Below are 25,338 nucleotides of genomic sequence, written 5' to 3' on the forward strand. Positions count from 1 at the left end.
GAGTGGTTTAACCAAGTTATAATTGACATAGCATAATTTTATAAATTATATGTCATAAAAGCAATAATATTTAATGAAAAAAATAAAATTTTGTGCAAGAATAAGTTATAGTTAAATCATAATAAGAGGTGGATAACATATGAATCAGAAGTTTAATCTTAAAGCGAATAATTTTATAAAAAATATGCTCAGGTATTCGTATCTGATAATTATGGCACTGCTTCTTAATGCTGTTGTGAATGAGATAATTGTGAGTGCCAATAAGATAATAAGTGTCAACATAGATTATATGCTGTCAGGCGAAGCTGTTGATATTGGCAGTATTATTGAGAAGTTTATATATCTGACATTATCAGGCTTTGTACTTTCCTTTGCAGGAAGCAGGCTTTCACTTAAATATGCGGTAAGGGTTATTAATTCATACAGAAAACAGATAAGCAGCAAGTTATACCGGATAGATTATTCATATTATGATAATGCAGGTACAGCAACAATAATTAATAAGGTGAATTCTGATATAGCAGAAGCGGAAAACTTTTTGACAGAGCATTTTGCAGCAATTATAACAAATATTACGGCAGCACTTATATATGCCAATTATGTGCGAAGGATAAATGTAGTGCTTTTTGTTGCAGTTGTTGTGAGTTATCCACTTGTAATATGGCTGTCAAATATTCTTGTGAAGAAAATGCGTGATGTGTCAAAGGTATATCGTTTAAAGGTTGATGCAATGCTTGGGATTGATCATGAAGCTATAATGGGGTATCAGATAATAAAAGCCTTTGGATTACAGAAGTATTTTGAAAACAGAATGCATAATGCATCAGAGGAGCTTGTGGAAACAGAGCAGATAAGAACAGGCATAAGCAATACGGCGATAGTTATAAGAAGACTCATACAATGGATTCCTTCTATATTATGTGCATTTTTAAGCATATGGCTTGTAAGAAATGGACAGCTTACAGTTGGAGAACTTGTTGGTTTTGTCGTTATTCTGGAAAAGTTTGTTGAGTCGATTATAGGAATTCCGTTTGCCATAGTTGATGCAACAGGCTGTATGGTGTGTATAGGAAGGCTTGAAGGAATACTTTCGGCTAAAGATGAGCATTTTGGGGACAAGACTTACAAGGCAACGAATATAGCTAATAGCGTATCTGATAAGAGCATCTTAGATGTAGATTACGTTATAGAATTTGACAATATAAAGTTTGCATATAAAGAGGGCGAAAATGTTCTTAATGATGTCAGCTTTAAGATTAAAAATGGCGAAAATATAGCAATAGTCGGAAGCTCAGGTGGTGGAAAGACTACTATTTTCAGACTGTTATGCGGCTTATATCATGCCAGTGCCGGAACATATAAGCTGTACGGAATGGATATTAATGAATGGAATATTGAAAGCGCAAGAGAAAATATGGCGCTTGTTTCACAGGATACATTTTTATTTCCAGGAACTATTGAGGAAAATATCAGGTATGGAAATACTAATGCAACTCACGATGAAGTTGTTAATGCATGTAAGGATGCAAGAATTCACGACTTCATAGAAGGACTTGCTGACGGATATGAAACTGTGATAAGTGAGGGTGGAAGCCAGCTTTCAGGTGGTCAGAGGCAGCGTATTGCTATAGCAAGGGCAATATTAAAAAATATGCCAATTCTGTTGTTAGATGAGCCTACATCTGCTATTGATGAGGGAACAGAGCAGCTTATACAGGATGCTCTTGACAGGTTATGCAAAGGGAAAACTAGCATAACGATAGCACACAGATTGTCTACAATAAAAGATGCCGACAGGATAATTGTACTTCAGCATGGAAGGATAGTTGAGGCTGGAACTCATAAACAGTTGCTTGATATGGGAGGGGTATATGCAGAAATGTACGCAGAAGGATAATAATAAGAAGAATTCCGGAATATGGCAGTTATTCTTACGGACTATGAGAACTATGGGAAAAAGACGTTTTATGTATTATGGTTCAATATTAGGGATGAGTATAACATTTGCAATGTTTTCAGTTATGGAAGCATTTCTTATGAAGATAGTTGTTGACATAGCACAGAAAGGCGAGTGGGACAGGCTTATAAGTTCTGTCGTAATAATAGTCATAACAGGTGTGATAGTGTTGTTAGGATATAGATTTGCCTGCATAAGATATAACGTGGAAGCAAAGCGAATATATGGAAAGCTGTACGAACAGGTGTTAAGTCACGAAATGAAGCTGCCTTGTGAATATTATGAAAATCACCATAGCGGGGAAATGTTATCAAAAGTATCATTTGACCTTGGAAGAATGGGTGATATATTTGGTTCAAGATTCAGAAGAGTTGTTATGCCATTTATAATGGTAGTTGTATTCTTAGTGCCTATGTTTGCACTCAGCTGGCAGCTTACACTTTGTCTTGTGGCTGTAAATACAGTGCTGATAGGAGTTACGATGGTTCTGACTGGACCGCTTAAAAGCTTAAGTAAGAAAATGTCTGAGTCAAACAGCATAATGACAAAGCATATAACAGATCTTATTCAGGGAATTATACAGGTAAGGATGTTTCCGGCAGGAAGAAAAACAGTTGACAGATATAATGAAGAGGCAGATGTGTATGCTGTAAAGTCTGATAAAAGAAATATGTTTTCATCTTTGCTTGAATGTGCTAATACAGGCTTTGACCTTATATGTAATCTTGTTTTTTTGGCACTTGGAATATTATTCGTGCAGAAGGGCTATACAACACTTGGTGCTATTGCGGCGATATATACAATGTATGGACGTTTTTCAAGACAATTCCTGCAAATGGGAAAGTATATTCCGGAGCTTATTGCGTATCTGACATATGCACAGAATATATTTGATTTTCTAGATGAGAAAACAGAAGATAAAAGTAAAAAATTGAATAAATCGGACATTCTAAATCATAAAGATATAAATGAGGATGTTGTAATTAATGAAATAAACAACTTTTGCGGTCATAATACAATTTTAAATAATGCTGATTATTCAGTTAAGATAAGTGATTTAACATTTTCATATATAAAAGATGAAAATAATGCACCGATTGTAGTTCTTGATAATTATAATGAAAGAATAAAGTCAGGCGAGTTCGTGGCAGTTACAGGTGCTTCAGGTTCTGGAAAGACAACACTTTCTAAGCTTCTTATGGGATTTTATAAGCCGGACAGTGGAATGATTGAAGTGTGCGGCAATAATCTTGATGATATAAGTCTGGCGGCTGGCAGAAGCTTTTTTGCACTTGTTCCACAGGATGCAATACTTTTTAATATGAGTATAATGGATAATATAAGAATGGGAAGGCTTGATGCCACGGAAGCTGAGATTATTAAAGCTGCAAAGATGGCTAATGCTCACCAGTTTATAATAGAATTTACAGATGGTTATGACACAGTTGTTGGTGAAAAGGGGATGTCTGTATCAGGTGGTCAAAGACAGCGTATAGCCATAGCAAGGGCAATCCTTAAAAATGCTCCGATAATGCTTATGGATGAGGCAACCTCCGCACTTGATAATGAGTCGGAGCGTGCAGTAAACGAAACATTACAGAACTTAAAGGGTAGAATGACAATTATAATGATTGCGCACAGGACATCAACAATACAGATGGCAGACAGGGTTATAGGCTTGTAGATACCTTAATTTAAAGTATAGATTATTTGCTTTATAGAAATGCTTTGATATAATAATACATTATTAGTAATATAGCATATTATTGATATTGATATATTTTGTGATAATTAGAATATATTGATGAGATATATTTAATTTATAGGAAAGGGGCAGGATATGTTAAATATATATTATGGAGATATGGAAGAAGCTGTATATAATACAGCAGTATATTTTAAAAATACATATGAGGATAACTGGATAACAGAACCTATAGTCAGGGATATAATAAAAGATGTTGATAAATCAGAAGTTATTGACAGCAATCTTATAGAAAGTCCAGTGTTGGGTAAGATATCACCACTTGCGTTATCTGGTGGAACAAAAACCTTAATATTAATAATAAATGATAAAGAGAAAATATTTAATGCCTCAACCTGTGGTAATAATTGTGCAAAGTGGCTTCTAAAAATATCTGAAAATGAAGATGTAACTATTAATCTGAGGCATTTGATGGATTTCGGAGCTGGAAGGTTTAACATAAAAGTACTTAATACAGAAAAGATAGTTCACAATATGAGCGAATTATTAGATGAGGCTATGGCATATGTCTAGGGGGATATATGAAAGGAAAGTATAGAATAATAGTAGAAAATAAGAAAATAAGATATGATTTCGAGGTAAAACGTAATATTACAATAATAAAAGGTGATAGTGCAACCGGTAAGACAACACTGGCAGATATGATATCAGAGTATGAGGAAAATGGAGCTGATAGCGGAATAAGATTAGCATGCGACAGGGAATGTCATATTTTGCAGGGGCGATATTGGAAAGCTTTATTGGCAGAGATGAAGAATAGCATAATTTTTATAGATGAGGGAAATAAGTTCGTATCAAGTGTAGAGTTTGCAGAAGAAGTAAAAAAGTCAGACAATTATTTCGTTATAATAACAAGAGAGACACTTGAAACACTTCCATATAGTGTAGATGAGATATATGGCATAAGAAATTCCGGTAAATATGGAACATTAAAAAATGTATATAACGAAATGTATAAGATATATACAAATGTTAATGTAAATGAAAGCGTTAAAGTGGATTATATTATAACAGAAGACTCCAAGGCAGGATACCAGTTTTTCAAAGAAGTATATTCATCAGAACATTTACAGTGTATATCAGCAGATGGAAAATCGAATATATATAAGCATTTGAAAAAAGATAAAAATGTACTTGTAGTTGCAGATGGAGCTGCATTTGGTTCGGAAGTAGAAAAGATTGAATTATATGCCAGACAGAATAATAATTGTTATTTATATCTGCCAGAGTCATTTGAATGGCTGATATTGAAATCAGGTGTTATTAAAAATGCAGATTTGTCAGCAATATTACAAAATACGTGGGATTATGTGGACAGCAGTATGTATATGAGCTGGGAAAGATATTTTACAGCTTTGTTAGTAGAATTAACCAATAATACATATTTACAGTATAGTAAAAATGATTTGAATGATGTCTATATTAAGGGCAGTATAAAGGATAATATAGTAAAGCAGATAAAAATATTAAGTGATATTTTGCAAAGTGAAGAAACTAAATAGCAAATGATTGCACACAGGACATCAACAATACAGATGGCGGACAGGGTTATAAGTTTATAATTGACAATAGCAAGGAATAGTGTTATATTACTCCACCCTATCATCTTATTTCATCATCATTAAAATTATAAAAAGAAGATGATTATTGAGTACAAATCATATGAAATGTAACTCAATAAATATATGGGGATGAAAGGATCAGAGTGGTTTTATGACATTTTATCAGGAATTACAGTTAAGTTCTGCAGGCTCTAAACAGCTTATTAAGAACACAAAAGATGCTAAAGAGAAAAGAAAACATATATTAATATATAATTTCAAGGTTTACCTTGTTATGGTATTCTGTGTAGCAGTTGTTACAATATTCAGTAAGCTTCTAGGCAGTGCTAACAGTGTGGTAGGTGTTACAGTACTTCTTGCAGTGCTTGTGTTAAGACAGGCGGACTTTGGAATAAAGACATCACATGGACTTTTGTCAATTATGGGAATATATGCTATATTGATAGCAGGACCAAGGCTTAGTAATATGGTGCCACCATTTGCAGCATTTCTTATTAATATAGTATGTATAATGCTTCTTATGATAATGGGCTGTCATAATGTAATTATGTATAATCATTCGACATTTGTGCTTGGTTATCTGTTATTACAGGGGTATGACGTTACAGGACAGGACTATGTGTTAAGGGTTATCGGACTTCTTTGTGGTATGGTAATTTGTATGATTATCTTTTATAAGAACCAGAAGAACAGACCATATCGAAGAACATTCCAGGATTTATTCTATGAATTCAATATTAATTCGGCAAGAAACAGATGGTATATCAAGCTTACATTTATAGTATCAAGTGCAATGCTTGTGATGAATCTGCTTAATATGCCAAGAGCAATGTGGATAGGTATAGCGTGCATGTCAGTGTGCCTGCCATTTTCAAAGGATATAGAAGGACGGGCAGGCAAGAGAGGTGCATTTAACATTGTTGGATGTCTGATTTTTTCAATTATGTATATTGTGCTTCCAAAGTCGATGTATCCTTATATCGGTATGATAGGTGGAATAGGTGTCGGATATTCAGCTGGTTATTCGTGGCAGACAGTGTTTAATACATTTGGCGCACTTTCAATAGCGGCGGAATTGTTCGGACTTAAATATGCTGTTTTACTTAGAATAGGTGTAAATGTAGTAGGAGCGGCGTATACATTGTTATGTGACAGGTTGATAGATAAGATATATGCTGCCTGCACAGGCAGGAAAGTCGAAACAGCGTAACATACATAATTCAGATTGAGCTGTAACACATTGTTAATACTGGAGATGAGGTGTTATAATATAAGAATAACATCTCGTCGAAATACTACTTCATAAGATAAGGAGAGAGTACAATGTTATACATAATGAGGCACGGCAGGACTGATTGGAATGAGAGAAATAAACTGCAGGGGAGAACAGATATTCCACTCAATGCAGCTGGAAGAAAGATGGCGGAAGAGGCAGCAGCGGTTTATAAAAATGTGCCGCTTGATGTATGCTATTGTTCTCCATTGGCAAGAGCAAGACAGACGGCAGAGATATTTTTAAAAAACCGCAATATTCCGATTATAACAGATGACAGGCTTGTTGAGATGAGCTTTGGAATATATGAAGGAACAGAACAGTCAGCAAGGGCTTTAGATTGTCCGATTAATATATTATTTAAAGAACCAGAAAAGTATAAGGCAGTTGAAGGTGGGGAAAGCATTGAGAAGTTATTTGAAAGAACAGGTGACTTTCTTAGAAATGTAGTGGAACCACAGCTTGAGGATGGAAAGAATATTGTAATAATCGGACATGGTGCAATGAATTCAGGAATAATATGCCAGGTCAGGGGTTTAAGCACAGAACATTTTTGGGATGCAGGAATTAATCAGTGTGAATTACTGCAATTAAAGTAGTGTGTACACAAGGAGTGAATATACATTTGTACGAAGATGTTAAGAATATAATAAGTGAATTAAGAAGCAGACATACAGGTTATACGGATTTCCCAATGGAACTGAAAAGGCAGGTGTATTCAATTATATGTAAGCAGCTTGCGAGCAAAGATAACACTTATACTCAGACACAGCTTCTTGAATATCTGGGGCTTCCTAAGGACGTCTTTAAGGAGAAGTATTGGAATATGTATTCACCTGATATGAAGCTTAGACAGCAGGTTTACCATAATCTGCATATACTACTTAATTATGCTGAGGTTGAGTGTAATGAGATATACCGTGGAATGCTGCATTATATTATAAGTCAGGCAGACCAGAGGACGGATACATTTTTCGATATGTTCGGCAAAATGGGACTTGTTCCGCTGTTTTGTGCAAATGGATATTCTAACAGAATTGTTCTTTTAGCACGCAGGAATTATCACCAGCTTGTGCAGTTTCAGAATGCATTGAAAAAACCAGTTAAAGTATACAAGCACATCAAAGCATTTACTAAGACAATAGAAGTGATGGGTATCGAGAAGCAGAAGGAAGTGCTGATATCCAAGATTAACCAGTGGCTTGCACTGTTTAGTGTATATCAGGACTGGAGTGCAACAGGTTATGATGAATACACGCTTGCGGCAAGGTATTTTATGTGCAATTGTCTGCGGACTGAATACTGGCTTGATTCTAAGCTTGAGAAGACTTATTCATATAAAGACGGAAAGCTTGTTGTAGACGATATATCTTCATATCTTGATGATACGAAAATGTCCAGAAGCAGGATAAAGCAGTTATGTGGATTAAGCAAAGAGGATTTCTGCAAATTTGCTGATATGTATGTAAAGAAAATACATTTGCATCTTATAGAAGCTGATTATCTTAATATAGAAAGCATCTCCACAAGCATAGTTAAGCAGGGGCTTGATTTTCAATTTGACAGGCAGTTTCTTTATATAGATATGCCAAAATATATAAGGGAATATAAAAGATTTGAGTTTAGCGGTGCTCATATGATGGATATACTTAAGGTTCTTAAGACCTACCGTGGCAACTGGATTATGACTTGGAAGACTTATGTTGAGAACCAGAATGAGAATAGCCCTTATTACAGGCTTTCAAGCAAAGAAGCTGACTATGAGAATGATGTAACACTTGAAGTTATATATAGGGAAATGCTCAATATGCACAATGTTAAACCATTATATGTCTATGTATATCGTGATAAAGACAGAAACAGACCACAGAGCATAGCGTTTATAACGGATATAGATTGCAGTGAGGCAGACGACAGGGCATTTATGGACAAATACGATGTTGGGTTTCGTGATGGCGGACATATAAGGAAAATGACAATGCCTGAATTTATAGACAAATTTATAAGAAATTCCCATTGGAAAATGTTCTGATAGTGAATTTATGCGATGAAGAATTTTTTTGAAATTGCAGATACAGTAAAATAGCATATTTTAAAGATTAAAAAAAGCGGCTTGGAAAATCAGGCTGCTTTTTATTATGCTTCAATTGTCGATAGGAAAGAGAGTTCCTAAAGATAAGATAAAGGCTGTATAGCTGATAATCAATTTAAGTACCTGTTATAACAGGTAAGAATGGAGGACATTATGGTAGTTAAATTAAACAATGGAGCAGTTAGAGAGATTAAAAAGGCAGAACCAATAGTTGAAAAAAGATTTACATTTAATGGAGATACACTGCGTATGGTAGCAAAGGCAAATAGCAGCAAAGAAGATATAACAGGTATTCTGTTTAAGTTAAAAGATGGCAGAGATGATGATATATCGGTATTTGCAGTAAATGAAGATGCTGTATTGGTCGGAAATCTTCAGTATAGTGAGGTGCAGAGAATTCTGGATATGCTTCTTACTAAAGGCTATGTAGATATTTCAGTGTATGACTATCAGCCAAAGACTTCTATTATTGCAGATACAGTATTTGATGAGGGAAAGTCCAAGCCTTATTGCCTTGACGGTTTTCAGGCAACAACCAATATGGTTATACCTGGCATAGGTAATAATTTCTGTCTGACAACGGCTGACGTATTCAACACTATGGGTCGTGTCTGTGGACCAGCTGCAGATAATAATACTGAGGAGTTGATAGGCGGAAAGCCATCACATTCAGGAGAATATGACGAGGATATGCAAGATGATTTATCAGATGATGAATGGAAGGATTTCTAAGAGAACACTCACTAAGATGATAAAGGCATATTATATGTGTGCACAGAATGGCGTTGTATACAAAGGTTACACAGAATGGACAGGCGATAAATTATCATATGTAAGAAAATATATCTTATGTAAATGTGCTGATAGAAGAATTGACAGTAAAAATATTGATGAAGGCTGCGGTACAGATGAACTTGATATTGTGTGGCTGAATGACGGTCTGTTACTAATAGCTGAAAAAGATGCAGTAGTGCAGGGCAGAACGCTTAACAGGGCATTTTACAGACTTCCAGTTAATAATGAAACAGATAAAAAATCAGCAGATGTTAAAAATACAGTTCACAATAAAATAAGTAATAAAGATTTGGAAAGTTTAAAGCCTGAGAGAATATTTGCAGGAAATCTTGTAGTACTAAAGATAGAAAGCACATCAGATGGCAGTAATGAACTTGTAGATATTATAGATGAGGACATAGAATTTATAGAAAGTGTGTTAAGACCAATAGAGCGTATATATGCCGGTGTTGTGTATCTAAAGAAGGAGAAAGATTTAGGACAGAAGAGCGTAGATTAAGGTACGAAGACAGAGTGCAGACAAAGCTTGGAAACAGAGCACGCTCCATTATTAAGGCAGAGTGTTACTGTACAAAAAAGTGAGAACAATCCACATATATAATCATATAGTAGAATTGTTCTCACTCTGTTTTAAAAAATTCATTGAAATCGCACTCAAATATTTTGGTAAGGGCGACAAGCATATCAACTGTAGGGTTGTTGTAGCCATTTTCTACTTTACTGAAAATGCCGGTTGTTACATTGACATTTTCAAGCTGGAGCTTGGCAATAACCTCAGTTGCTTTCAGTCCACGTTCCTTGCGGAGTCTTCTTATATTATTTCCAACAAGTGGATTTAAGTGCTGGTTAATTCGTTCTGACATATAGCTCCAATCCTCAGGTACTAAATATAGGTAAATAATGGTGGATTTATAAAATCCATATATTAATATGGCTGGAAATTTATTAACACACATTAAAAATTGTATCCAATAAGGAAGAAAAAAGTATCCAAAATAGAAGAAAATAGTATCCAAAATGGAAGTTATGTGCTATACTTAGCAAAAAGTACGTATTTTACAGGAGAAAATAAATGGCAATACAGGAAGTTATTAAATATGAAGGTGATAATGACATTCTTATATATAAGCATCCTGCGGAGGATTTTAATACATTATCACAGCTTATTGTACACGAGTCACAGGAAGCAGTTTTTTTCAGTGATGGACAGGCATTAGATAGTTTCAAGGCTGGACGTTACACATTGGAAACTAAGAATATTCCATTAATTTCAAAGCTTAGAAATCTTGTTACAGGTGGAGTATCTCCATTTCACACAGAAGTATACTTCATTAATCTTGCAACAATGATGGATATACCTTGGGGAACACCAAGCCAGGTTACAGTAAAAGACCCTAATTATGGCTATAGTTATAGTGCAGGAGCAAGCGGTTCATTTGGGCTTAAGATAATTGATGGACGAAAGCTTCTGATTAATCTTGTTGGAACAGAACAGGAAATGTCTACAGCAAATATCCAGAAATATTTTAAGGATTTGATAGTTACAAGGGTTAAGAATTGTATAGCAGTGGAACTTAGCAGGTACAGCTACAATGAATTTAACCAGCATTTGAATGATATTTCTGAAAATGTTGCTGGGCTTATAAGAGATGATATAGCAGAATATGGAATTCAAATTCTTAATTTTTTCTTATCAGCAGTTAATATTAATGAAGATGATTTAATTGAGTTAAAGAATCTGGATAATAGTATGGCACAGAAGCGTTTTGAAGCTATGGGTAACAGGGATGCGGCTGTTATTGAGGCACAAGGACTTGCTAAATCACGAGAGATACAAGGCTACAACTGGCAGCAGGAACAGCAGTTTAATGTAAGCAAGGCATTTGCAGAAAATGAGGGTTTTGCAGGCAATCCAGCTAATATGATGGCACAGATTCCGCTTGCATTTTCAATGGGCGATATGCTTAAAGGAAATATGGAAGCGGCAGTAAATGCCAATAACACAATGCAGAATTCAGCAATGAATATGCAGGGTGGCACAATGGGCGTACAGGGTGATTCAATGAATACGCAGGGTGCTTCGCTGGTGTGCAGTAAGTGTAACAGCCCACTTCCACAGGGGGCTAAGTTTTGTATGAATTGTGGTGAGAAGGTCACTCCTAAAGAAGTGTATTGTCAGGAATGTGGAGCAGTTATGCCGGCTAATGCACAGTTTTGTATGAACTGCGGAACAAGGAGAAATGTATGATGAAATATATATTTTGTATTATTGCATTACTGATACAACCGGTATTTAGCTGGTATGTGTATCACAAGCAGGATAAGAAAAAAGCAGCACTAAAGATGCCAATGCTTTATTACAGTGTGGCATATATGGTAGTCCAGTTATATGTATTTTTTAAATTCTGTTCAAAGTTTCCAGAAAGATACAGCATTTATTCTTATCTTATACAGGCGGCTATACTGTTAGGATTTGTAATATTTGAGATGATTTTGTGGGGAAGCAATAAGTATATAGAAGATGTAGATAATAAAGAGAAGCAATCTATACAGGATTTTAAAGAATTAATTAAAGATTTGGAAATATGCAGGGTTAATGTACAGGATACAGCCAATAAAGCGAATATAGACAAGCTTTACGAGAGAATGAGATATGAAAATCCGGTGAGTTCTCCAAAGGCTATAGAGGAGAATTTAAGAATTAAAGGGTTGATAGCTGAGTTAGCTGATATTACAGATAATACTTTATTTGAAGCAAAATGTAATGAGATTGTTAAACAGCTTGATATAAGAAAAATAAAGAATACAAAGGAGCAGTAAAGATATGAAGGCGATAAAATGCCCAAATTGCGGAAGTGAACAGGTTAAAGAGTTAACAGAAGAAAAGTATGCTTGTATGGCGTGTGATAATGTGTTTTTAATACATAATCATTCAAAGGAATTCAGAAAGACAGATGAGCATATAAGCAGTATGCATCAAGATTTAAAAGATGATATCAGTAAGCTTATGAATAGCAATAATATAGATCCTGATGCAATAATTGAAAAAGCCGAACAGCATTTAAAGAAAAAAGACTGGGATATAGCCAGTGACCTTTATGATAAAGCAACACAAGAAAATCCTGATAAGTCAAAGGCCTGGTATGGCTTATATAGAGCTCTTACAGGAGATTTTGAAGCTGTTGACAGGTATGCTTTATTCGTATGTGATGGCAATTATTTTGATGATGATGATAAAGAAATGGGAAGTCAGTCATTTTTCTATGGAAATGGTTTTATAAGCAGAGCTTTAGATTGTCCTGATTCCGATAAAACAGGAATAATTGATAATGTAACTGCATTTATTAAGAAATGTGCAGAGTATGGTAAAAAAGATATTGAGGACAGCATAAAGGAATTACTTGAAGGCTTTGAGTCAATGAGAAAAGATTTAGATTCACAGAGAGATATTGTAAAGAAAGAAAAGAAGAAGGACAAGACGAAGGCATTTATTCCAGCTATTATTGTGCTTGCACTTTTAGCAGTATGCGTATGGTATTTCTTTGCATCAGGAGACTGGCTTGGCAAGGTATTAGGCGTTGCTGGTGTTGTACTTGTTTTAAAATTCGGTGGTAAATTCATAGGAAGAAGTTTTAGTAACGCTAAAGCTGAGGGCGTTGAATGGGATAATGCTGCCGAACAGCAATTTGCTCCGATAATCGAGGATATGGAATCACAGGTTCAGGCAGTTATGCGTTATTGCATAGATTTAGATAATTACAATATTGTATTAGATAATCTTAAGAATAAGAATAAGTTTATGGAAGGTTATCTTGAAGGTGAGTTTGATGGTATGAAAGATTATGATCAGGTATCAGACAACTCAGAGAAATTTATATTTGATTTATTAGATGGTAAAATGGAAAGATATAATTACTTACTTGATGCAGTCAAATAAAAATTGATATGTCAGAGTAAAGATTAATCCGTTAGGGCAAAGATTAAAGTGGCAGAGTGAAAATCAGTCTGTTAAATTAACACATTAAATTTTTAGATTAACACATAAAAAGTCCAGTATATTTAAGCAGTATAGTCAGAAAGCTGACATTACATCTTAAAATATGCTGGGCTTTTTATGTGCCGGTGATGCACACTTGTATGAAGCTGTAGTTTGTCGCAGCTAATTGTGCCCGGAGAGGAAATGTGCATTGCACATTCTTTTTTAAATCAATATTGTAAAAAAACAGCCAAAATTATATAATAAATATAACAAACCAAGCACTATTACTATATTAATAATAATGAATAAAAAGTGTGAAGAAATGAGGACAGAATGAAACGAAATAAATATAAGGATTATTTGTGGTATACAGCTATAGCAGTGTTTGTTATATGTGTACTTGAGGGTATATTCTATTACCATAGTGTGGAAAGTCCATTTCTTAAGGTAATGCTTAATATCCAGAATGCGATTAAGGCATACAAGATTGACCCTGATATTGATCAGGCAGATGCACTTGAATATGTTAAGACTGCGGGTGGTGGAGTGTTCACCATTATTCTTACATATGTGTATTGCATAGCAGTTATTATAGCACCTTTATGTACTGTAGGTGCTTTGGCAATACTTGTCCGCAAGCCGGCAAGCTATGTAAGAAGCCTTTTAAGCCAGCGTGGTAAGAAAAGAATTCTTCTTATAGGTGAGGGAACATATAAGAAGCAGTTTATTAGCGGACTTGCAAAGGAATGCCGTATAACTACGATAGAGACAGGTGCAATGACCGAAGAAGCTAAGCTTAAATATATGAATAAAGGCGTAAATTACAGACAGAAGTATGATGATATGTCTATTGAAGATATATTGAAGACAATCGATATAACTAAATATGCAGATATTATTCTTTGTGATGACAATGCAATGGAGAATATTGAATATCTTAAGGTTATAGGAAGTATATGCAACAGCTTGCAGAAGCCCTCAGGAGATAATGCTTCATATAAGCAGATATATTTAAGCTGTAGTGATAACTCAATGAGCCAGCTTATTAAGCAGTATTATGACAGACTTGATGAGAAGAATTTTGACCTTAATATAATAGATGTAAACAGAATGGCAGTTAATAAAATGTTCAAGGAACATCCAGTATATCAGGTTAATACAGGTGATGATTATGATGTTCATCTTGGTATTATAGGCTTTGGTGAGTTCGGACAGAGTACGCTTATACAGGGGATTAATATGGCAGTGTTATCAGCGGAGTCTGATATATGTATAGATGTATTTGATAAGGATATGAAGTCGATAATCGGTTCATTTATGAAGAATTTCAGTGTAGATGCACTTGATGGCTTAAAGCTTGTAGCTGAAGATGTATTTATAGGTGAGAAAGCAGAATATTATGAGTTAAATTTCCCATTTGAGGAGAATAATGACAGATTTGGAATAGACGGACATATAAAAATAAGATTTTGGGAAACAGATGCTACAACATTACAGTTTAATAAAATATTCAAGAAGTGTAATGCTGATAAGCCTTTTACATATCTTGTAGTTGCTATGGGCGACACACATTCTATGGCTAACACGATTATTGAATTAAAGCAGCTTCTTTATAAGAAGGGCGATAAATGCATTAACATTCCTGTAGTTATAAGAATGAAGGACAGCAACAACATTTCCAAGATATATGATGAGAAGAACTTGTTCACAATTGAACAGAATAGGGATATATTCTCATATGAGTCACTCACAGACCATTATATTGTCGATGAAGCTAAGATGTTTAACCATAGATATAATGTGCTTTATGATGTTATAAATGAATATAAGAAGCAGGGTAAGGTTCTTAACGATGAGTTTATGTTAAAGATAGAAGATGTGTTATCAGAGGAAGCACTTGCTGTTGAGAGCAGTCAGGCAAAGCTTAATGCTGCCTGGCATAAGATGAGCATATTTGACCGTGAATCAAGCATAGCACAGTCGCTTCATCAGGACATTAAGAAATGGCTTGTGTGTGACAAGAAGGCATATACATTTTCTGATAAAGAGGAACTTGAGCGTATAGAGCATAGAAGATGGAATATCTTTATGATTACACACGGCTTTAAATATGAGAAGGCTGACAGGAAAGACTTGTATGCCAGGACACACCCTTGCATATCAAAATGGGAAGTGTTAAAGGTTGAAAAGCCTGATACTTTGGAGTATGATTTTACACCATATTATATATTAAGACATACACAGAATAAGTAATTATTGCTAAAATAGCACAATGACTATTGAGATTGAGTAATATATATAATAGAATGAAATATATAAGCATATTGTTATTTACTTATGTGAATATGTCAGGATTGGAGGAAATATTATGTATAAGTTTACTAAAGACTGTATGACAGGAATTGAGTCAATTGATAAAGAACACGAACAGCTTTTTAAAATAATTAATGAAGCACAGGCATTATTAGAGGAACAGGCTGTTGATGTTAAGACAGTAAAGAGCATTGTGGCACATCTTGTTGATTATGCCGCAGAGCATTTTGCACACGAGGAATCATATATGGAGTCAATTAATGACCCTGAACTTATGCGACAGAAGAAGGAGCATACAGACTTTGCTAATAAAGTTAAATCAGTGGACTTTGATAATATGACAGATGAGGAGAGCAGGAAGGAATTAGCTGAGCTTGTAAAGTTCCTTGCTAAGTGGCTTTACCACCATATCCTTGGAAGTGATATTATGATTGGAAAGTTAGAGCCTGTTGTTCATAAGACACAGGATTCTAAGAAAGCTGAAAATGTCAGCACAGCCAAGAAGGGTATGTTTGAATTTACAGATGAATACAAGACAGATATTGATTTTGTAGATGCAGAGCATAAGAAGTTATTTGAGATTATAGAGCGTACATATGAAGTTATTAATGACTATTATTTACACGATAAGTATGACCATATAGTTTCAATAATTAATGAGTTAAAAGATTATACTAAGCTTCATTTTAAAGATGAGGAGGAGTATATGGAAAAGATAGGATACGAGGGACTAGCAGCTCAGAAGCTTGCACACGAGTCATTTGTTGACAGACTTACAGGGATTAATATGGAAGAAGTTGACGATGGACAGCAGGAGTATCTGTTCGAGCTTATTGATTACCTTCTTGAATGGTTAAAGAACCACATATTAAAGATGGATAAGCAGATTCCAGCAAAGTAGATTGAAAGGGCTGTTGCACCAGACATAATTAATACAGTATGAGTTATTTATAAGCTGTTGCTTATTCGCATATTGTGTGAATTGTGGTTTGTGCAGCAGCCCGTTTAGTTTTAATTAATATTATGAGAATTGCGAGAGGTGAATATATGCCAAAGACGATTAATTCAGAAGCTCAGCTTACAACTTTTGAAGCGATAAGTATGATTATGGGTAACAGCATTGGTACAGGAATTATAGCTGTTCCATATCTGGCAACAAGAAACAGTATGTTAGATGTTGTATGGATGGTGGGACTTGCTTATGTAGTAAATGTTATTCTTCATCTTATCATAGCAGAACTTTCTTTTAACAATGGAGGTGTACAGCTTGTTAAAAGCTTTGAAGGAGAGCTTTTTAAGGGAAGAATGAAGAAAGTATTCAGCTGGATAATGTTTGTTGTATATGGACTTGCCATAATGATAGGTGTCAGTGGCAATATTAATGGTGGTGCACAGATATTTGTTAATTGGTTTCATATGCCGCTGTGGGTGGCACAGCTTATATATTATCTGATTGCAGGAAGTGTAGTGTTTATTGGAATGAAAGCGGTAGGTATCGCACAGAAATATGCAGTAAGTTTTCTTATGGTTATAGTTGTTATTATGACAGCTGGAACATTTACAAGACCACTAAATGTTTTGTATACAGCACCATTTCATATTAATAACCTGCTTGCTTTATATAGTATGGTTGTATTTGCAACATCAGCTAATCAGGCGGTAATACAGGTTGTTAAGGGACTTGATGGCAACCCACATAAGATAAGAAAGTCAATATTTATAGGTTTTGCGTTATCATCAATACTTGTGCTTATCGTTACGCTTACGGTGCTTCTTGGAACTAAGGGAACACTTGATAAGGAATTAGCATATATGCAGTTAGGTGAGAGCATAGGTTCGTGGGCTATGATACTTGCTGGTATATTCTCACTTTTTGCACTGCTTACAACCTTCTGGTCTAATACACTTGCATTAAGAGATGTAGTTCACGAACAGATAGGAATTGGCAACAGAATAAGCTGGGTTATAGCAACTATTCCATGTATATTATTTGCAATATTCGGTGTGAGCAGCTTTATAGTGCTTACAAGAATTATGAGCGGTGTTGTTGTGCTTGTGAGCATAATGCTTGTACTTACCTATGGAAAGTCTAGAAAGAAGGCTGGTAGCAGTCCGATATGTGGTGTTATAGGCACACTCCCATTCCAGATAATTATGGTAATATCGACTATAATATCAGCTGTCGGGGCACTTATACCATTAAGTTAATGAGCAAGACGGTGGTTAAATGTATAACTGTAATAATTAAGAAAATGAAAGGAACATATATATGTATAATTCTCATAATTTTACTAAGATAGATAATGAAACTTTCAATCTTCACATAGATACAGATAAAGATTATAAAATTCTACAACTTACAGACCTTCATCTTGGATTTGGAATATTATCAGGAAAGAAGGATAAGCTTGCACTTAGTGCGGTTACCAAGATTATTAAAAAGAGCAGGCCGGATTTAATTGTTCTTACGGGTGATTCTATATTCCCTTTTTTTCCTAAGTCTGGAACTATGAATAATGGAAGACAGGCAAGAATTCTTACAGCATTTATGGACAGATTTAAAATTCCATATACATTGTGCTTTGGTAACCACGACTGTGAGCTTGGTGCATTTTGTAATAAGGACGAGCTTGCTGATATATTTGCTGAGGGAAAATATTGTATATTCACTAAAGGTAACAGATATATTTACGGAGTGGGGAATTTCTTTATTAATCTTGTTGATGATAATAATAAAGCTGTGCTTCCGCTTGTTATGCTTGACTCTAATATGTATGGTGATGGAGGCTGGTTCTACAGCGGATTTGATTGTATACACAAGGATCAGACTGAATGGTGTATGAATAAGCTAACCAGCCTTAAAAATGAAGATGAGAATATCAAGGCAATGGCTTTTTTCCATATGCCTGTCAGGGAATTTAAGGAAGCTTATGAGCGTATGAAGCTTGGTGATAATGATGTAATATATAAGCACGGAAGTGTTGGCGAGAAGAATGACCATTTTGGAATATCCAGGTTTAAGGGGATATTTTTTAACAGTGCAGTTGATAATGGCGTAATAAAATGGATGTTTTGTGGACACGACCACTTAAATACATTATCACTTGTGTATAAAGGTATACAGCTTACTTATGGAATGTCGATAGATTACCTTGGATACAAGGGTATTGAGAAGCAGTATACACAAAGAGGCGGAACATTAATTACAAGAAAGAAAGACGGAAGTGTGAGTGTTAAAATGGTTCCTTTAACATCAGTAGTATCAACTAAAGTAAGCGGAGTAAAATAATATAAAGTTGATATGTATTTGTGCTGAAATGTATGTTAATATTAATATATTAATAAATAAACGAAGGAATAATTAAAATAATTAATGAGGAGTTTTATGAGAACAGGATTTGACAATGACAAATATTTAAAAATTCAGTCAGAACACATTAAAGAAAGAATTGGTAAGTTTGGTGACAAGCTTTATCTTGAATTTGGAGGCAAATTATTTGATGATTACCACGCTTCAAGAGTGCTTCCGGGATTTCAGCCAGACAGCAAGCTTCAGATGCTTATGCAGCTATCAGATGTTGCTGAGATAGTAATCGTAATAAGTGCAGCTGATATTGAGAAGAATAAAGTCCGTGGAGATTTGGGTATTACTTATGATGTAGACGTGCTTAGATTAATTGGCGAATTTGAGAAGAAGGGTTTATATGTAGGAAGTGTTGTTATCACTAAATTTACAGGACAGAATGCGGCAGTACAGTTCAAGGAAAAGCTTGAAAAGAAGAATATAAAGGTATACCAGCATTATGTTATAGACGGATATCCATCTAATATTCCTATGATTGTAAGTGAAGAAGGTTTTGGAAAGAACGATTACATAGAAACAACAAGACCATTGGTAGTAATTACAGCACCGGGTCCGGGAAGTGGTAAGATGGCTACCTGCCTTTCACAGTTATATCACGAGAATAAGAGAGGAATTAAGGCAGGATATGCTAAATTTGAGACATTTCCAATATGGAATATTCCACTTAAGCACCCTGTCAATCTTGCATATGAGGCGGCTACAGCAGACCTTAATGATGTTAATATGATTGACCCATTCCACCTTGAGGCATATGGAAGTACAGCAGTTAATTATAATCGTGATATAGAGATATATCCTGTTCTTAATGCTATATTAGAGGAAATCTACGGTGAGAATACATATTATAAATCACCTACAGATATGGGTGTTAATATGGCGGGCAATTGTATTATTGATGATGAAGCCTGCTGTGAAGCTTCCAAAATGGAGATTATAAGAAGATATTATGATGCAGTCAACAGAGTGGCAAAGGAAGAAGCTTCTGAGAGCGAAGTATATAAGATTGAGCTTTTAATGAAGCAGGCTAAGATTACAACAGATGACAGAAAGGTTACTGTTGCAGCTAAGAAGAGAGCAGAGGAGCTTGGTGTTGCGTGTGCCGCTATCGAACTTAATGATGGTACAGTTATTACATCTAAGACTACGGATTTTCTTGGAGCGTCCTCAGCACTTATACTTAATGCACTTAAGTATCTTGCAGGAATCAAGCACGATGAGAAGCTTATAAAGCCAGAATATATTGAGCCAATCCAGAAGCTTAAAGTTAAATATCTTGGCGGCAGAAACCCAAGACTTCATAGTGACGAGATTCTTATTGCACTTGCGATGACATCTGTAGCTAATGAGAATGCCAAGAAAGCATTAGAACAGATACCTGATCTTAAGGGCTGTCAGGTACATACATCTGTAATGTTATCAGAGGCAGATACCAAGACTTTTAACAGATTAGGAGTTAATCTTACAAGTGAACCAGTAAGAAGCAGTTCTAAATTATATTAATAAGGCAGGGCATTGATTATGCAGAAAGCATTTATTAACGGAAAGATTATAGACGGAACTAAAGATATGTCTGTTATGAGCGGCAAATGTATTATAACAGCCAATAGCCAATGATATACCAGTTGTGCCTGGCAATGATGTAGGCTGTCGGCTGTATTACAGGAAAATCCGCATATAATTCTAAGTTATATATTAAATATTCTGGCGGCGGCAAGAAGCAGGCTTCCATTACCGGGGAGGTACAAAGGTAAATCTTTGCGAGAGTTCTGCCTGTTGTTGCCGCTTTCTACATAATCATTTTTAGGGGAGTTAATAAGTAACTGTTCTAAGGCAATGTCATCAAGTCCAAGCTTATGAGCCGCCATTGCTATAACAGCAAAATCCCAGCCCCATAATGTAGAATAGTCCCACACATCAATTACCTTCATAAGGGTGTTGCGGTAGATATCTTTATCGACAATATCCTCTGCACCATAGCCGTCAAGCATACCATAGATTTGAAGCATAAGAGGGTGGTCTATAGCTTTATTAGTAAATGTATCAGGGCAGTTACTATGTGCAATGTATACATCGTCATTAATTGGAAGTGGTGCTATATGCATTGCAATATTGTGCCATTGGCTGGCTTCATCAGTAAAACCTAATTCATAAGCCCATTTTGCGGCAATCAAAAGACCATATCTGAAATATGCAAGTTCAAATATAGGATTTCTTGTATCCTCTGGCAGATGACGTTCCTGAACTGGAATTACAGGTGCTTCTATATTGTAAATATCGGACATCGGGTCATATACAAGATAATCAGCTATAAACACGGCGGTTTCTTTTACAAGTATCCAGTATTTGCTCATATATGCCTTAACGTCAAAATCATCAGAGGTATTATTATCAATTACTATTTGTAACATATTGATTATATGTGGCTGCTGCCAGACAAGAAGTGGTGCAATCTTTGACGGGCAGTCCGAACCGGTGTAAGACACCATCTTAGTCCAGCGTGCACCTTTATAGCCGTTGCGTGAAGCATTTTTCTTAGCTTCATCTAATATATCAATATACCAGTCAAAGCTTCGTGTAAGCAGTTCAGGGTGTCCCCATAAAGGAGCCCACGCCATATGCCAGTAGTGCATTTCAAGGTGCGCCTTGCCATACCAGCTATTGCAGGTAAGACCAGTTTCGGCAGGTGGAATATAGCCGCTGTCATTAATCACAAGAAGATACTGCGATAATATTACACGGCGCATAAGCTCTTTATTATCAGAGTTAAGAAACTTTCCAGTTGTCCAGTAGTTGTGCCAGAAATGTCTGCTGTTACCGGCAATTGTGTCGTATGTGGCAGGTGTGTATATTGATTTATTGAAATTAACGGACATATTAAGTTCATCATCAGTAGTTGTAATATTATAGCTGTGTATACCGTTAGATTTAATAGTGGCAGCAGCAGAGTTATTACATTTATTAATAGTAACATTAGAATCAGATGTAATTGTACTATTATTAGCAGTATGCTGTGAGGTGCCAGTTCCATTTATATTAAAATTGACATAGTAAGCGGTATCATCTATCTGCCGGTGTATATGGGAAGCGTTAAGAAAGTTGCTGTGTCCGTCAGTGTTATTCCAGTCTGAACCTGTTATATCACAGGATGCGTATGGAAAGGCGATATTAACGCTAAGTCCGCACTGCAAAAGACCAGAGCTTATATAAAATGCAACGGTGTCAGAATTATCATCGCATACTGTGTATACAGTTATGAGATTATCAATAATAGCATTGGTATTTATATTATCAGCGGCAATATTATTAAGTGTACGAACATTGTTATTACTGTTAACATTAAGCCTGAAACTGCTTTTTAGAATACCAGTTGTTATATCTAATGTCTGATTTATACAATAAATGCTGCCAGCTTTAATAGGTTCGTTATGAAAATAAAGTCCGATTTTTGCAAGATTGAACTTATGAGGGTTCTGTCTTACCCAGTCGTAGGCGGCTTCATTGCCCTCGTATTTTACACGTGGATAAGTGACAGTTCGTTTGCAGTAATTGTATGGTGTCATTCTGACATCGTCTAAAGTATAGAAGCCTTTTTCGTTATCAGCTTTCTTAGTATGCCAGCCCCATTCAGCCATTGTGCAGAGTGGAGTTTCGGCTGAGTATTCCTCATATAAAGTCTGCATACCAGTAATGTCGGCAGTATAGCAGAACCGCCCATTGCCAACTGATAGTGGAGATTGGGGATTAATATCTGTTAAATGTGGATTAAAACTGGCAATTATATCAAGTCTGTTAATAAGTTTATTGTCTGTATTAGTAGTTACAGTGCCCTGTCTGGCATCTGGGCGCTGTGCATTGCAGTATGTATGTGTATTATTCATAGCCACCTCGTATCTGTAAGTTGTATACTCACGAATTAATTAATACAAGTATAGCACATATAATAATTAAATTATGGCAAAATGATATTTGTTAACTTATGAATAACAGATTTATTTATCATTATATGGAATTATGATAGTAATGTTTATTGGAAGTCTGGAGATATAATTGACTGGTGCTTATTGATAATTAATTATTAAGATAGAATAATAGGCGATTATATGTTAATATTAAAGTTATAGTCAGAATGTGTTACGGGCTTTTGCACAGGATTGAATAATAGAGTAATTATTCAGACAGCAGATAATATTGCAATAGATATTAAGAAAGGGATATGTGATGGATTCAAAAGAGGTATTAAAGGAATATTTTGGATATGATTCCTTTAGGGCTGGGCAGGAAGATATTATTAATGCACTCTTAGAAAAGAAAGATGTGCTTGCGATAATGCCGACAGGAGCAGGAAAGTCGCTTTGTTATCAAGTGCCAGCTATGATGCTTTCAGGAATTACAGTAGTAATATCCCCATTGATTTCACTTATGCAGGATCAGGTGAAATCACTTAACGATGTCGGAATTAATGCGGCATATGTCAATTCCACGCTTTCAGAAAGTGAGATAGACGGCACATTAAATATGGTACTTAATGGCATATACAAGATTATATATATTGCACCAGAAAGGCTTGAAAGTGCGAAGTTCTGTGAGTTCTCCAAGCAGGCAGATATATCAATGGTGACGGTTGATGAGGCACATTGTATATCACAGTGGGGACAGGATTTCAGACCAAGCTATGTAAAGATAGTTGATTATATAAACAGTCTTCCAGCAAGACCGGTTGTCAGTGCATTTACAGCGACAGCAACCAATGAAGTAAAGACGGATATAGAGTGTATATTAAGGCTTGATAATCCTAAGGTTGTAATTACTGGCTTTGACAGGAAAAATCTTTACTACAGCGTAGAGCATATAAGTGGCAAGAATAAGGACAGGTATATAAGCAATTATGTTAAAGAGCATATTGATGAGAGTGGAATTATCTACTGCGCAACAAGGAAAAATGTGGACACTTTATATGAAACCTTAAGCAGTATGGGGATAAGTGTCACAAGATACCACGCGGGACTTAGCAATGAAGAAAGAAAAAGAAATCAGGACGATTTCATATATGACAGGTCATTGGTGGTCGTTGCTACTAATGCATTTGGAATGGGAATAGATAAGTCAAATGTAAGATATGTAATTCATTATAATATGCCACAGAGTATGGAGAATTATTATCAGGAGGCAGGAAGAGCTGGCAGAGATGGAGAGGACTCACAGTGTATAATGCTGTTTTCTGCACAGGATGTGATAATAGATAAGTTCCTTCTTGATAAGAAAGAATTTGAAGGCGTTGAATATGAGGATATAGACGTTATTAAACAGCGTGACCTGCATAGATTGTATGTAATGGAGGGGTATTGCAAGACAACGGGCTGTTTAAGAAATTACATACTTAATTATTTTGGAGAAAATGTAACCGGAGTATGTGGTAATTGCGGCAACTGCAATAGTGAATATGAAGAAATTGATATGACAGCGCAGGCAAAATGGGTCATTAACTGTATAGCAGAAACCAAGGGAAGATTTGGACAGGGCATAGTTATAGGAACTCTGCTTGGAGCTGACAGGGCAAGGCTTAAAGAGGTTGGAGCTGTTAATTATAAATCATATGGAAAGCTTGCAGGAATGAAAGAAGCTGAGTTAAGACCGCTTATAGCCCAGCTTATATCAGACGGTTATATAATACAGACACAGGACGAATACAGTGTCCTTAAAATGGGAGATATAACACCTTTAAAGCAGGAAAATGCACATATATATCTAAAGCGTATGAAAGAGTCCGAGGAAGTGAAAAATGCAAAGCTTGTAGGTAAGACAAGAAGCACAGGCAGTTCTTATGAGGCTGGTGATGAAACTTTTCTATCAGGTTCAGGAAAGAAAGGCAGAAAGCAGACAGGCAAAGCAGGTAAAAGAAGCAGTTCATCAACAGGAAAGAAGAGTACAGATTCACTTACAAGTGCAGGTTATGAGTTATTTGAACGCTTAAAGGCATTGCGAATGATAATAGCAAGGGAAGAAGGTATGCCTCCATATATTGTATTTAGTGATAAGACACTTATAGATATGTGTGAGAAGCTTCCTTTAAATGCAGAAGCAATGCTTGAGGTATCAGGTGTAGGACAGAATAAACTGATGAAATATGGACAGAGATTTGTAAATGAGATAGATACATTTGTTAAAGAACATAAAGGAATGGCAGCAACAATTAATTAGAAAAAGTGTGCATAGGCACAGTCAGGTTATATAGAATAGT

Annotated in this window: 20 protein-coding genes; 18 read left to right on the forward strand and 2 right to left on the reverse strand. The window is 35.5% G+C overall.

Annotated elements, in window-relative coordinates; genetic code table 11:
- Positions 1 to 139: 139 nt before the first annotated feature.
- From WMO14_RS05240 to WMO14_RS05280, 9 genes are all read left to right on the forward strand, one after another.
- Entirely contained in the window at positions 140 to 1,897 is a 1,758-nt protein-coding gene (locus tag WMO14_RS05240) for an ABC transporter ATP-binding protein (protein ID WP_055306273.1), read from the forward strand.
- A complete protein-coding gene (locus WMO14_RS05245; protein ID WP_349153405.1) occupies positions 1,872 to 3,641 on the forward strand; it encodes an ABC transporter ATP-binding protein in 1,770 nt (589 codons plus the stop codon). Before WMO14_RS05240 ends, WMO14_RS05245 begins: the two co-directional genes overlap by 26 nt.
- A gap of 156 nt (positions 3,642 to 3,797) precedes the next feature.
- Positions 3,798 to 4,235, forward strand: coding sequence for a DUF4869 domain-containing protein (locus WMO14_RS05250; protein WP_022501607.1), 438 nt, complete (start codon positions 3,798 to 3,800; stop codon positions 4,233 to 4,235).
- Between the two features lie 8 nt (positions 4,236 to 4,243).
- Positions 4,244 to 5,224, forward strand: a complete 981-nt coding sequence (locus WMO14_RS05255; protein WP_022501606.1) for a hypothetical protein — start codon at positions 4,244 to 4,246, stop codon at positions 5,222 to 5,224.
- 211 nt (positions 5,225 to 5,435) lie between these two features.
- Positions 5,436 to 6,494 carry an FUSC family protein gene (locus tag WMO14_RS05260; RefSeq protein WP_055173951.1) on the forward strand — a complete coding sequence of 353 codons (1,059 nt, stop codon included), beginning with the start codon at positions 5,436 to 5,438 and terminating at the stop codon, positions 6,492 to 6,494.
- 113 nt (positions 6,495 to 6,607) lie between these two features.
- A complete protein-coding gene (locus WMO14_RS05265) occupies positions 6,608 to 7,156 on the forward strand; it encodes a histidine phosphatase family protein (protein WP_022501604.1) in 549 nt (182 codons plus the stop codon).
- Between the two features lie 26 nt (positions 7,157 to 7,182).
- A complete protein-coding gene (locus tag WMO14_RS05270; protein ID WP_349153406.1) occupies positions 7,183 to 8,589 on the forward strand; it encodes a hypothetical protein in 1,407 nt (468 codons plus the stop codon).
- Between the two features lie 213 nt (positions 8,590 to 8,802).
- The gene (locus tag WMO14_RS05275; RefSeq protein ID WP_022501602.1) at positions 8,803 to 9,381 is read left to right on the forward strand and encodes a hypothetical protein; all 579 of its coding nucleotides are present in this window, start codon (positions 8,803 to 8,805) and stop codon (positions 9,379 to 9,381) included.
- Entirely contained in the window at positions 9,347 to 9,943 is a 597-nt protein-coding gene (locus tag WMO14_RS05280; protein WP_055173953.1) for a hypothetical protein, read from the forward strand. The genes WMO14_RS05275 and WMO14_RS05280 overlap by 35 nt, the downstream gene beginning before the upstream one ends.
- Positions 9,944 to 10,064: 121 nt before the next feature.
- Here the strand turns inward: WMO14_RS05280 and WMO14_RS05285 are convergent, their stop codons facing one another.
- Positions 10,065 to 10,307, reverse strand: coding sequence for a helix-turn-helix domain-containing protein (locus WMO14_RS05285; RefSeq protein WP_022204188.1), 243 nt, complete (start codon positions 10,305 to 10,307; stop codon positions 10,065 to 10,067).
- A gap of 209 nt (positions 10,308 to 10,516) precedes the next feature.
- Here WMO14_RS05285 and WMO14_RS05290 point away from each other — a divergent pair, with 209 nt between their 5' ends.
- The 8 genes from WMO14_RS05290 (at position 10,517) to WMO14_RS05325 (ending at position 20,600) form a co-directional block, all read left to right on the forward strand.
- Positions 10,517 to 11,692 carry an SPFH domain-containing protein gene (locus WMO14_RS05290; RefSeq protein ID WP_022501600.1) on the forward strand — a complete coding sequence of 392 codons (1,176 nt, stop codon included), beginning with the start codon at positions 10,517 to 10,519 and terminating at the stop codon, positions 11,690 to 11,692.
- Positions 11,689 to 12,264: a hypothetical protein gene (locus WMO14_RS05295; protein ID WP_022501599.1), complete on the forward strand. Its 576-nt coding sequence runs from the start codon at positions 11,689 to 11,691 to the stop codon at positions 12,262 to 12,264. Before WMO14_RS05290 ends, WMO14_RS05295 begins: the two co-directional genes overlap by 4 nt.
- 4 nt (positions 12,265 to 12,268) lie before the next feature.
- The gene (locus WMO14_RS05300) at positions 12,269 to 13,381 is read left to right on the forward strand and encodes a tetratricopeptide repeat protein (protein WP_055173954.1); all 1,113 of its coding nucleotides are present in this window, start codon (positions 12,269 to 12,271) and stop codon (positions 13,379 to 13,381) included.
- 375 nt (positions 13,382 to 13,756) lie between these two features.
- Positions 13,757 to 15,676: a hypothetical protein gene (locus WMO14_RS05305; RefSeq protein ID WP_349153407.1), complete on the forward strand. Its 1,920-nt coding sequence runs from the start codon at positions 13,757 to 13,759 to the stop codon at positions 15,674 to 15,676.
- Between the two features lie 115 nt (positions 15,677 to 15,791).
- Entirely contained in the window at positions 15,792 to 16,637 is an 846-nt protein-coding gene (locus tag WMO14_RS05310) for a bacteriohemerythrin (RefSeq protein ID WP_022501596.1), read from the forward strand.
- Positions 16,638 to 16,783: 146 nt separating this feature from the next.
- Positions 16,784 to 17,944, forward strand: a complete 1,161-nt coding sequence (locus tag WMO14_RS05315) for an aromatic amino acid transport family protein (RefSeq protein WP_055173957.1) — start codon at positions 16,784 to 16,786, stop codon at positions 17,942 to 17,944.
- 61 nt (positions 17,945 to 18,005) lie between these two features.
- Positions 18,006 to 19,025, forward strand: coding sequence for a metallophosphoesterase (locus tag WMO14_RS05320; protein WP_022501594.1), 1,020 nt, complete (start codon positions 18,006 to 18,008; stop codon positions 19,023 to 19,025).
- A gap of 96 nt (positions 19,026 to 19,121) precedes the next feature.
- The gene (locus tag WMO14_RS05325) at positions 19,122 to 20,600 is read left to right on the forward strand and encodes a DUF1846 domain-containing protein (protein ID WP_022501593.1); all 1,479 of its coding nucleotides are present in this window, start codon (positions 19,122 to 19,124) and stop codon (positions 20,598 to 20,600) included.
- Between the two features lie 185 nt (positions 20,601 to 20,785).
- Here WMO14_RS05325 and WMO14_RS05330 read toward each other — a convergent pair whose 3' ends face one another.
- A complete protein-coding gene (locus WMO14_RS05330; protein ID WP_055173960.1) occupies positions 20,786 to 22,978 on the reverse strand; it encodes a hypothetical protein in 2,193 nt (730 codons plus the stop codon).
- A 340-nt stretch (positions 22,979 to 23,318) separates the two neighbouring features.
- On the opposite strand from WMO14_RS05330, the gene WMO14_RS05335 reads away from it, so the two are divergent.
- Positions 23,319 to 25,298: a RecQ family ATP-dependent DNA helicase gene (locus WMO14_RS05335; RefSeq protein WP_349153408.1), complete on the forward strand. Its 1,980-nt coding sequence runs from the start codon at positions 23,319 to 23,321 to the stop codon at positions 25,296 to 25,298.
- The last annotated feature ends 40 nt before the right edge of the window (positions 25,299 to 25,338 follow it).

Source organism: Lachnospira rogosae (ex Hitch et al. 2025) (assembly GCF_040096455.1).
In the GTDB taxonomy this organism is placed as follows: domain Bacteria; phylum Bacillota; class Clostridia; order Lachnospirales; family Lachnospiraceae; genus Lachnospira; species Lachnospira rogosae.

Bases quoted from the DNA above. Each gene is read 5' to 3' on its own strand.
- WMO14_RS05240 (WP_055306273.1), top strand. From the start codon at position 140: ATGAATCAGAAGTTTAATCTTAAAGCGAATAATTTTATAAAAAATATG.
- WMO14_RS05245 (WP_349153405.1), top strand. From the start codon at position 1,872: ATGCAGAAATGTACGCAGAAGGATAATAATAAGAAGAATTCCGGAATA.
- WMO14_RS05250 (WP_022501607.1), top strand. From the start codon at position 3,798: ATGTTAAATATATATTATGGAGATATGGAAGAAGCTGTATATAATACA.
- WMO14_RS05255 (WP_022501606.1), top strand. From the start codon at position 4,244: ATGAAAGGAAAGTATAGAATAATAGTAGAAAATAAGAAAATAAGATAT.
- WMO14_RS05260 (WP_055173951.1), top strand. From the start codon at position 5,436: ATGACATTTTATCAGGAATTACAGTTAAGTTCTGCAGGCTCTAAACAG.
- WMO14_RS05265 (WP_022501604.1), top strand. From the start codon at position 6,608: ATGTTATACATAATGAGGCACGGCAGGACTGATTGGAATGAGAGAAAT.
- WMO14_RS05275 (WP_022501602.1), top strand. From the start codon at position 8,803: ATGGTAGTTAAATTAAACAATGGAGCAGTTAGAGAGATTAAAAAGGCA.
- WMO14_RS05280 (WP_055173953.1), top strand. From the start codon at position 9,347: ATGATTTATCAGATGATGAATGGAAGGATTTCTAAGAGAACACTCACT.
- WMO14_RS05285 (WP_022204188.1), bottom strand. From the start codon at position 10,307: ATGTCAGAACGAATTAACCAGCACTTAAATCCACTTGTTGGAAATAAT.
- WMO14_RS05290 (WP_022501600.1), top strand. From the start codon at position 10,517: ATGGCAATACAGGAAGTTATTAAATATGAAGGTGATAATGACATTCTT.
- WMO14_RS05295 (WP_022501599.1), top strand. From the start codon at position 11,689: ATGATGAAATATATATTTTGTATTATTGCATTACTGATACAACCGGTA.
- WMO14_RS05300 (WP_055173954.1), top strand. From the start codon at position 12,269: ATGAAGGCGATAAAATGCCCAAATTGCGGAAGTGAACAGGTTAAAGAG.
- WMO14_RS05305 (WP_349153407.1), top strand. From the start codon at position 13,757: ATGAAACGAAATAAATATAAGGATTATTTGTGGTATACAGCTATAGCA.
- WMO14_RS05310 (WP_022501596.1), top strand. From the start codon at position 15,792: ATGTATAAGTTTACTAAAGACTGTATGACAGGAATTGAGTCAATTGAT.
- WMO14_RS05315 (WP_055173957.1), top strand. From the start codon at position 16,784: ATGCCAAAGACGATTAATTCAGAAGCTCAGCTTACAACTTTTGAAGCG.
- WMO14_RS05320 (WP_022501594.1), top strand. From the start codon at position 18,006: ATGTATAATTCTCATAATTTTACTAAGATAGATAATGAAACTTTCAAT.
- WMO14_RS05325 (WP_022501593.1), top strand. From the start codon at position 19,122: ATGAGAACAGGATTTGACAATGACAAATATTTAAAAATTCAGTCAGAA.
- WMO14_RS05330 (WP_055173960.1), bottom strand. From the start codon at position 22,978: ATGAATAATACACATACATACTGCAATGCACAGCGCCCAGATGCCAGA.
- WMO14_RS05335 (WP_349153408.1), top strand. From the start codon at position 23,319: ATGGATTCAAAAGAGGTATTAAAGGAATATTTTGGATATGATTCCTTT.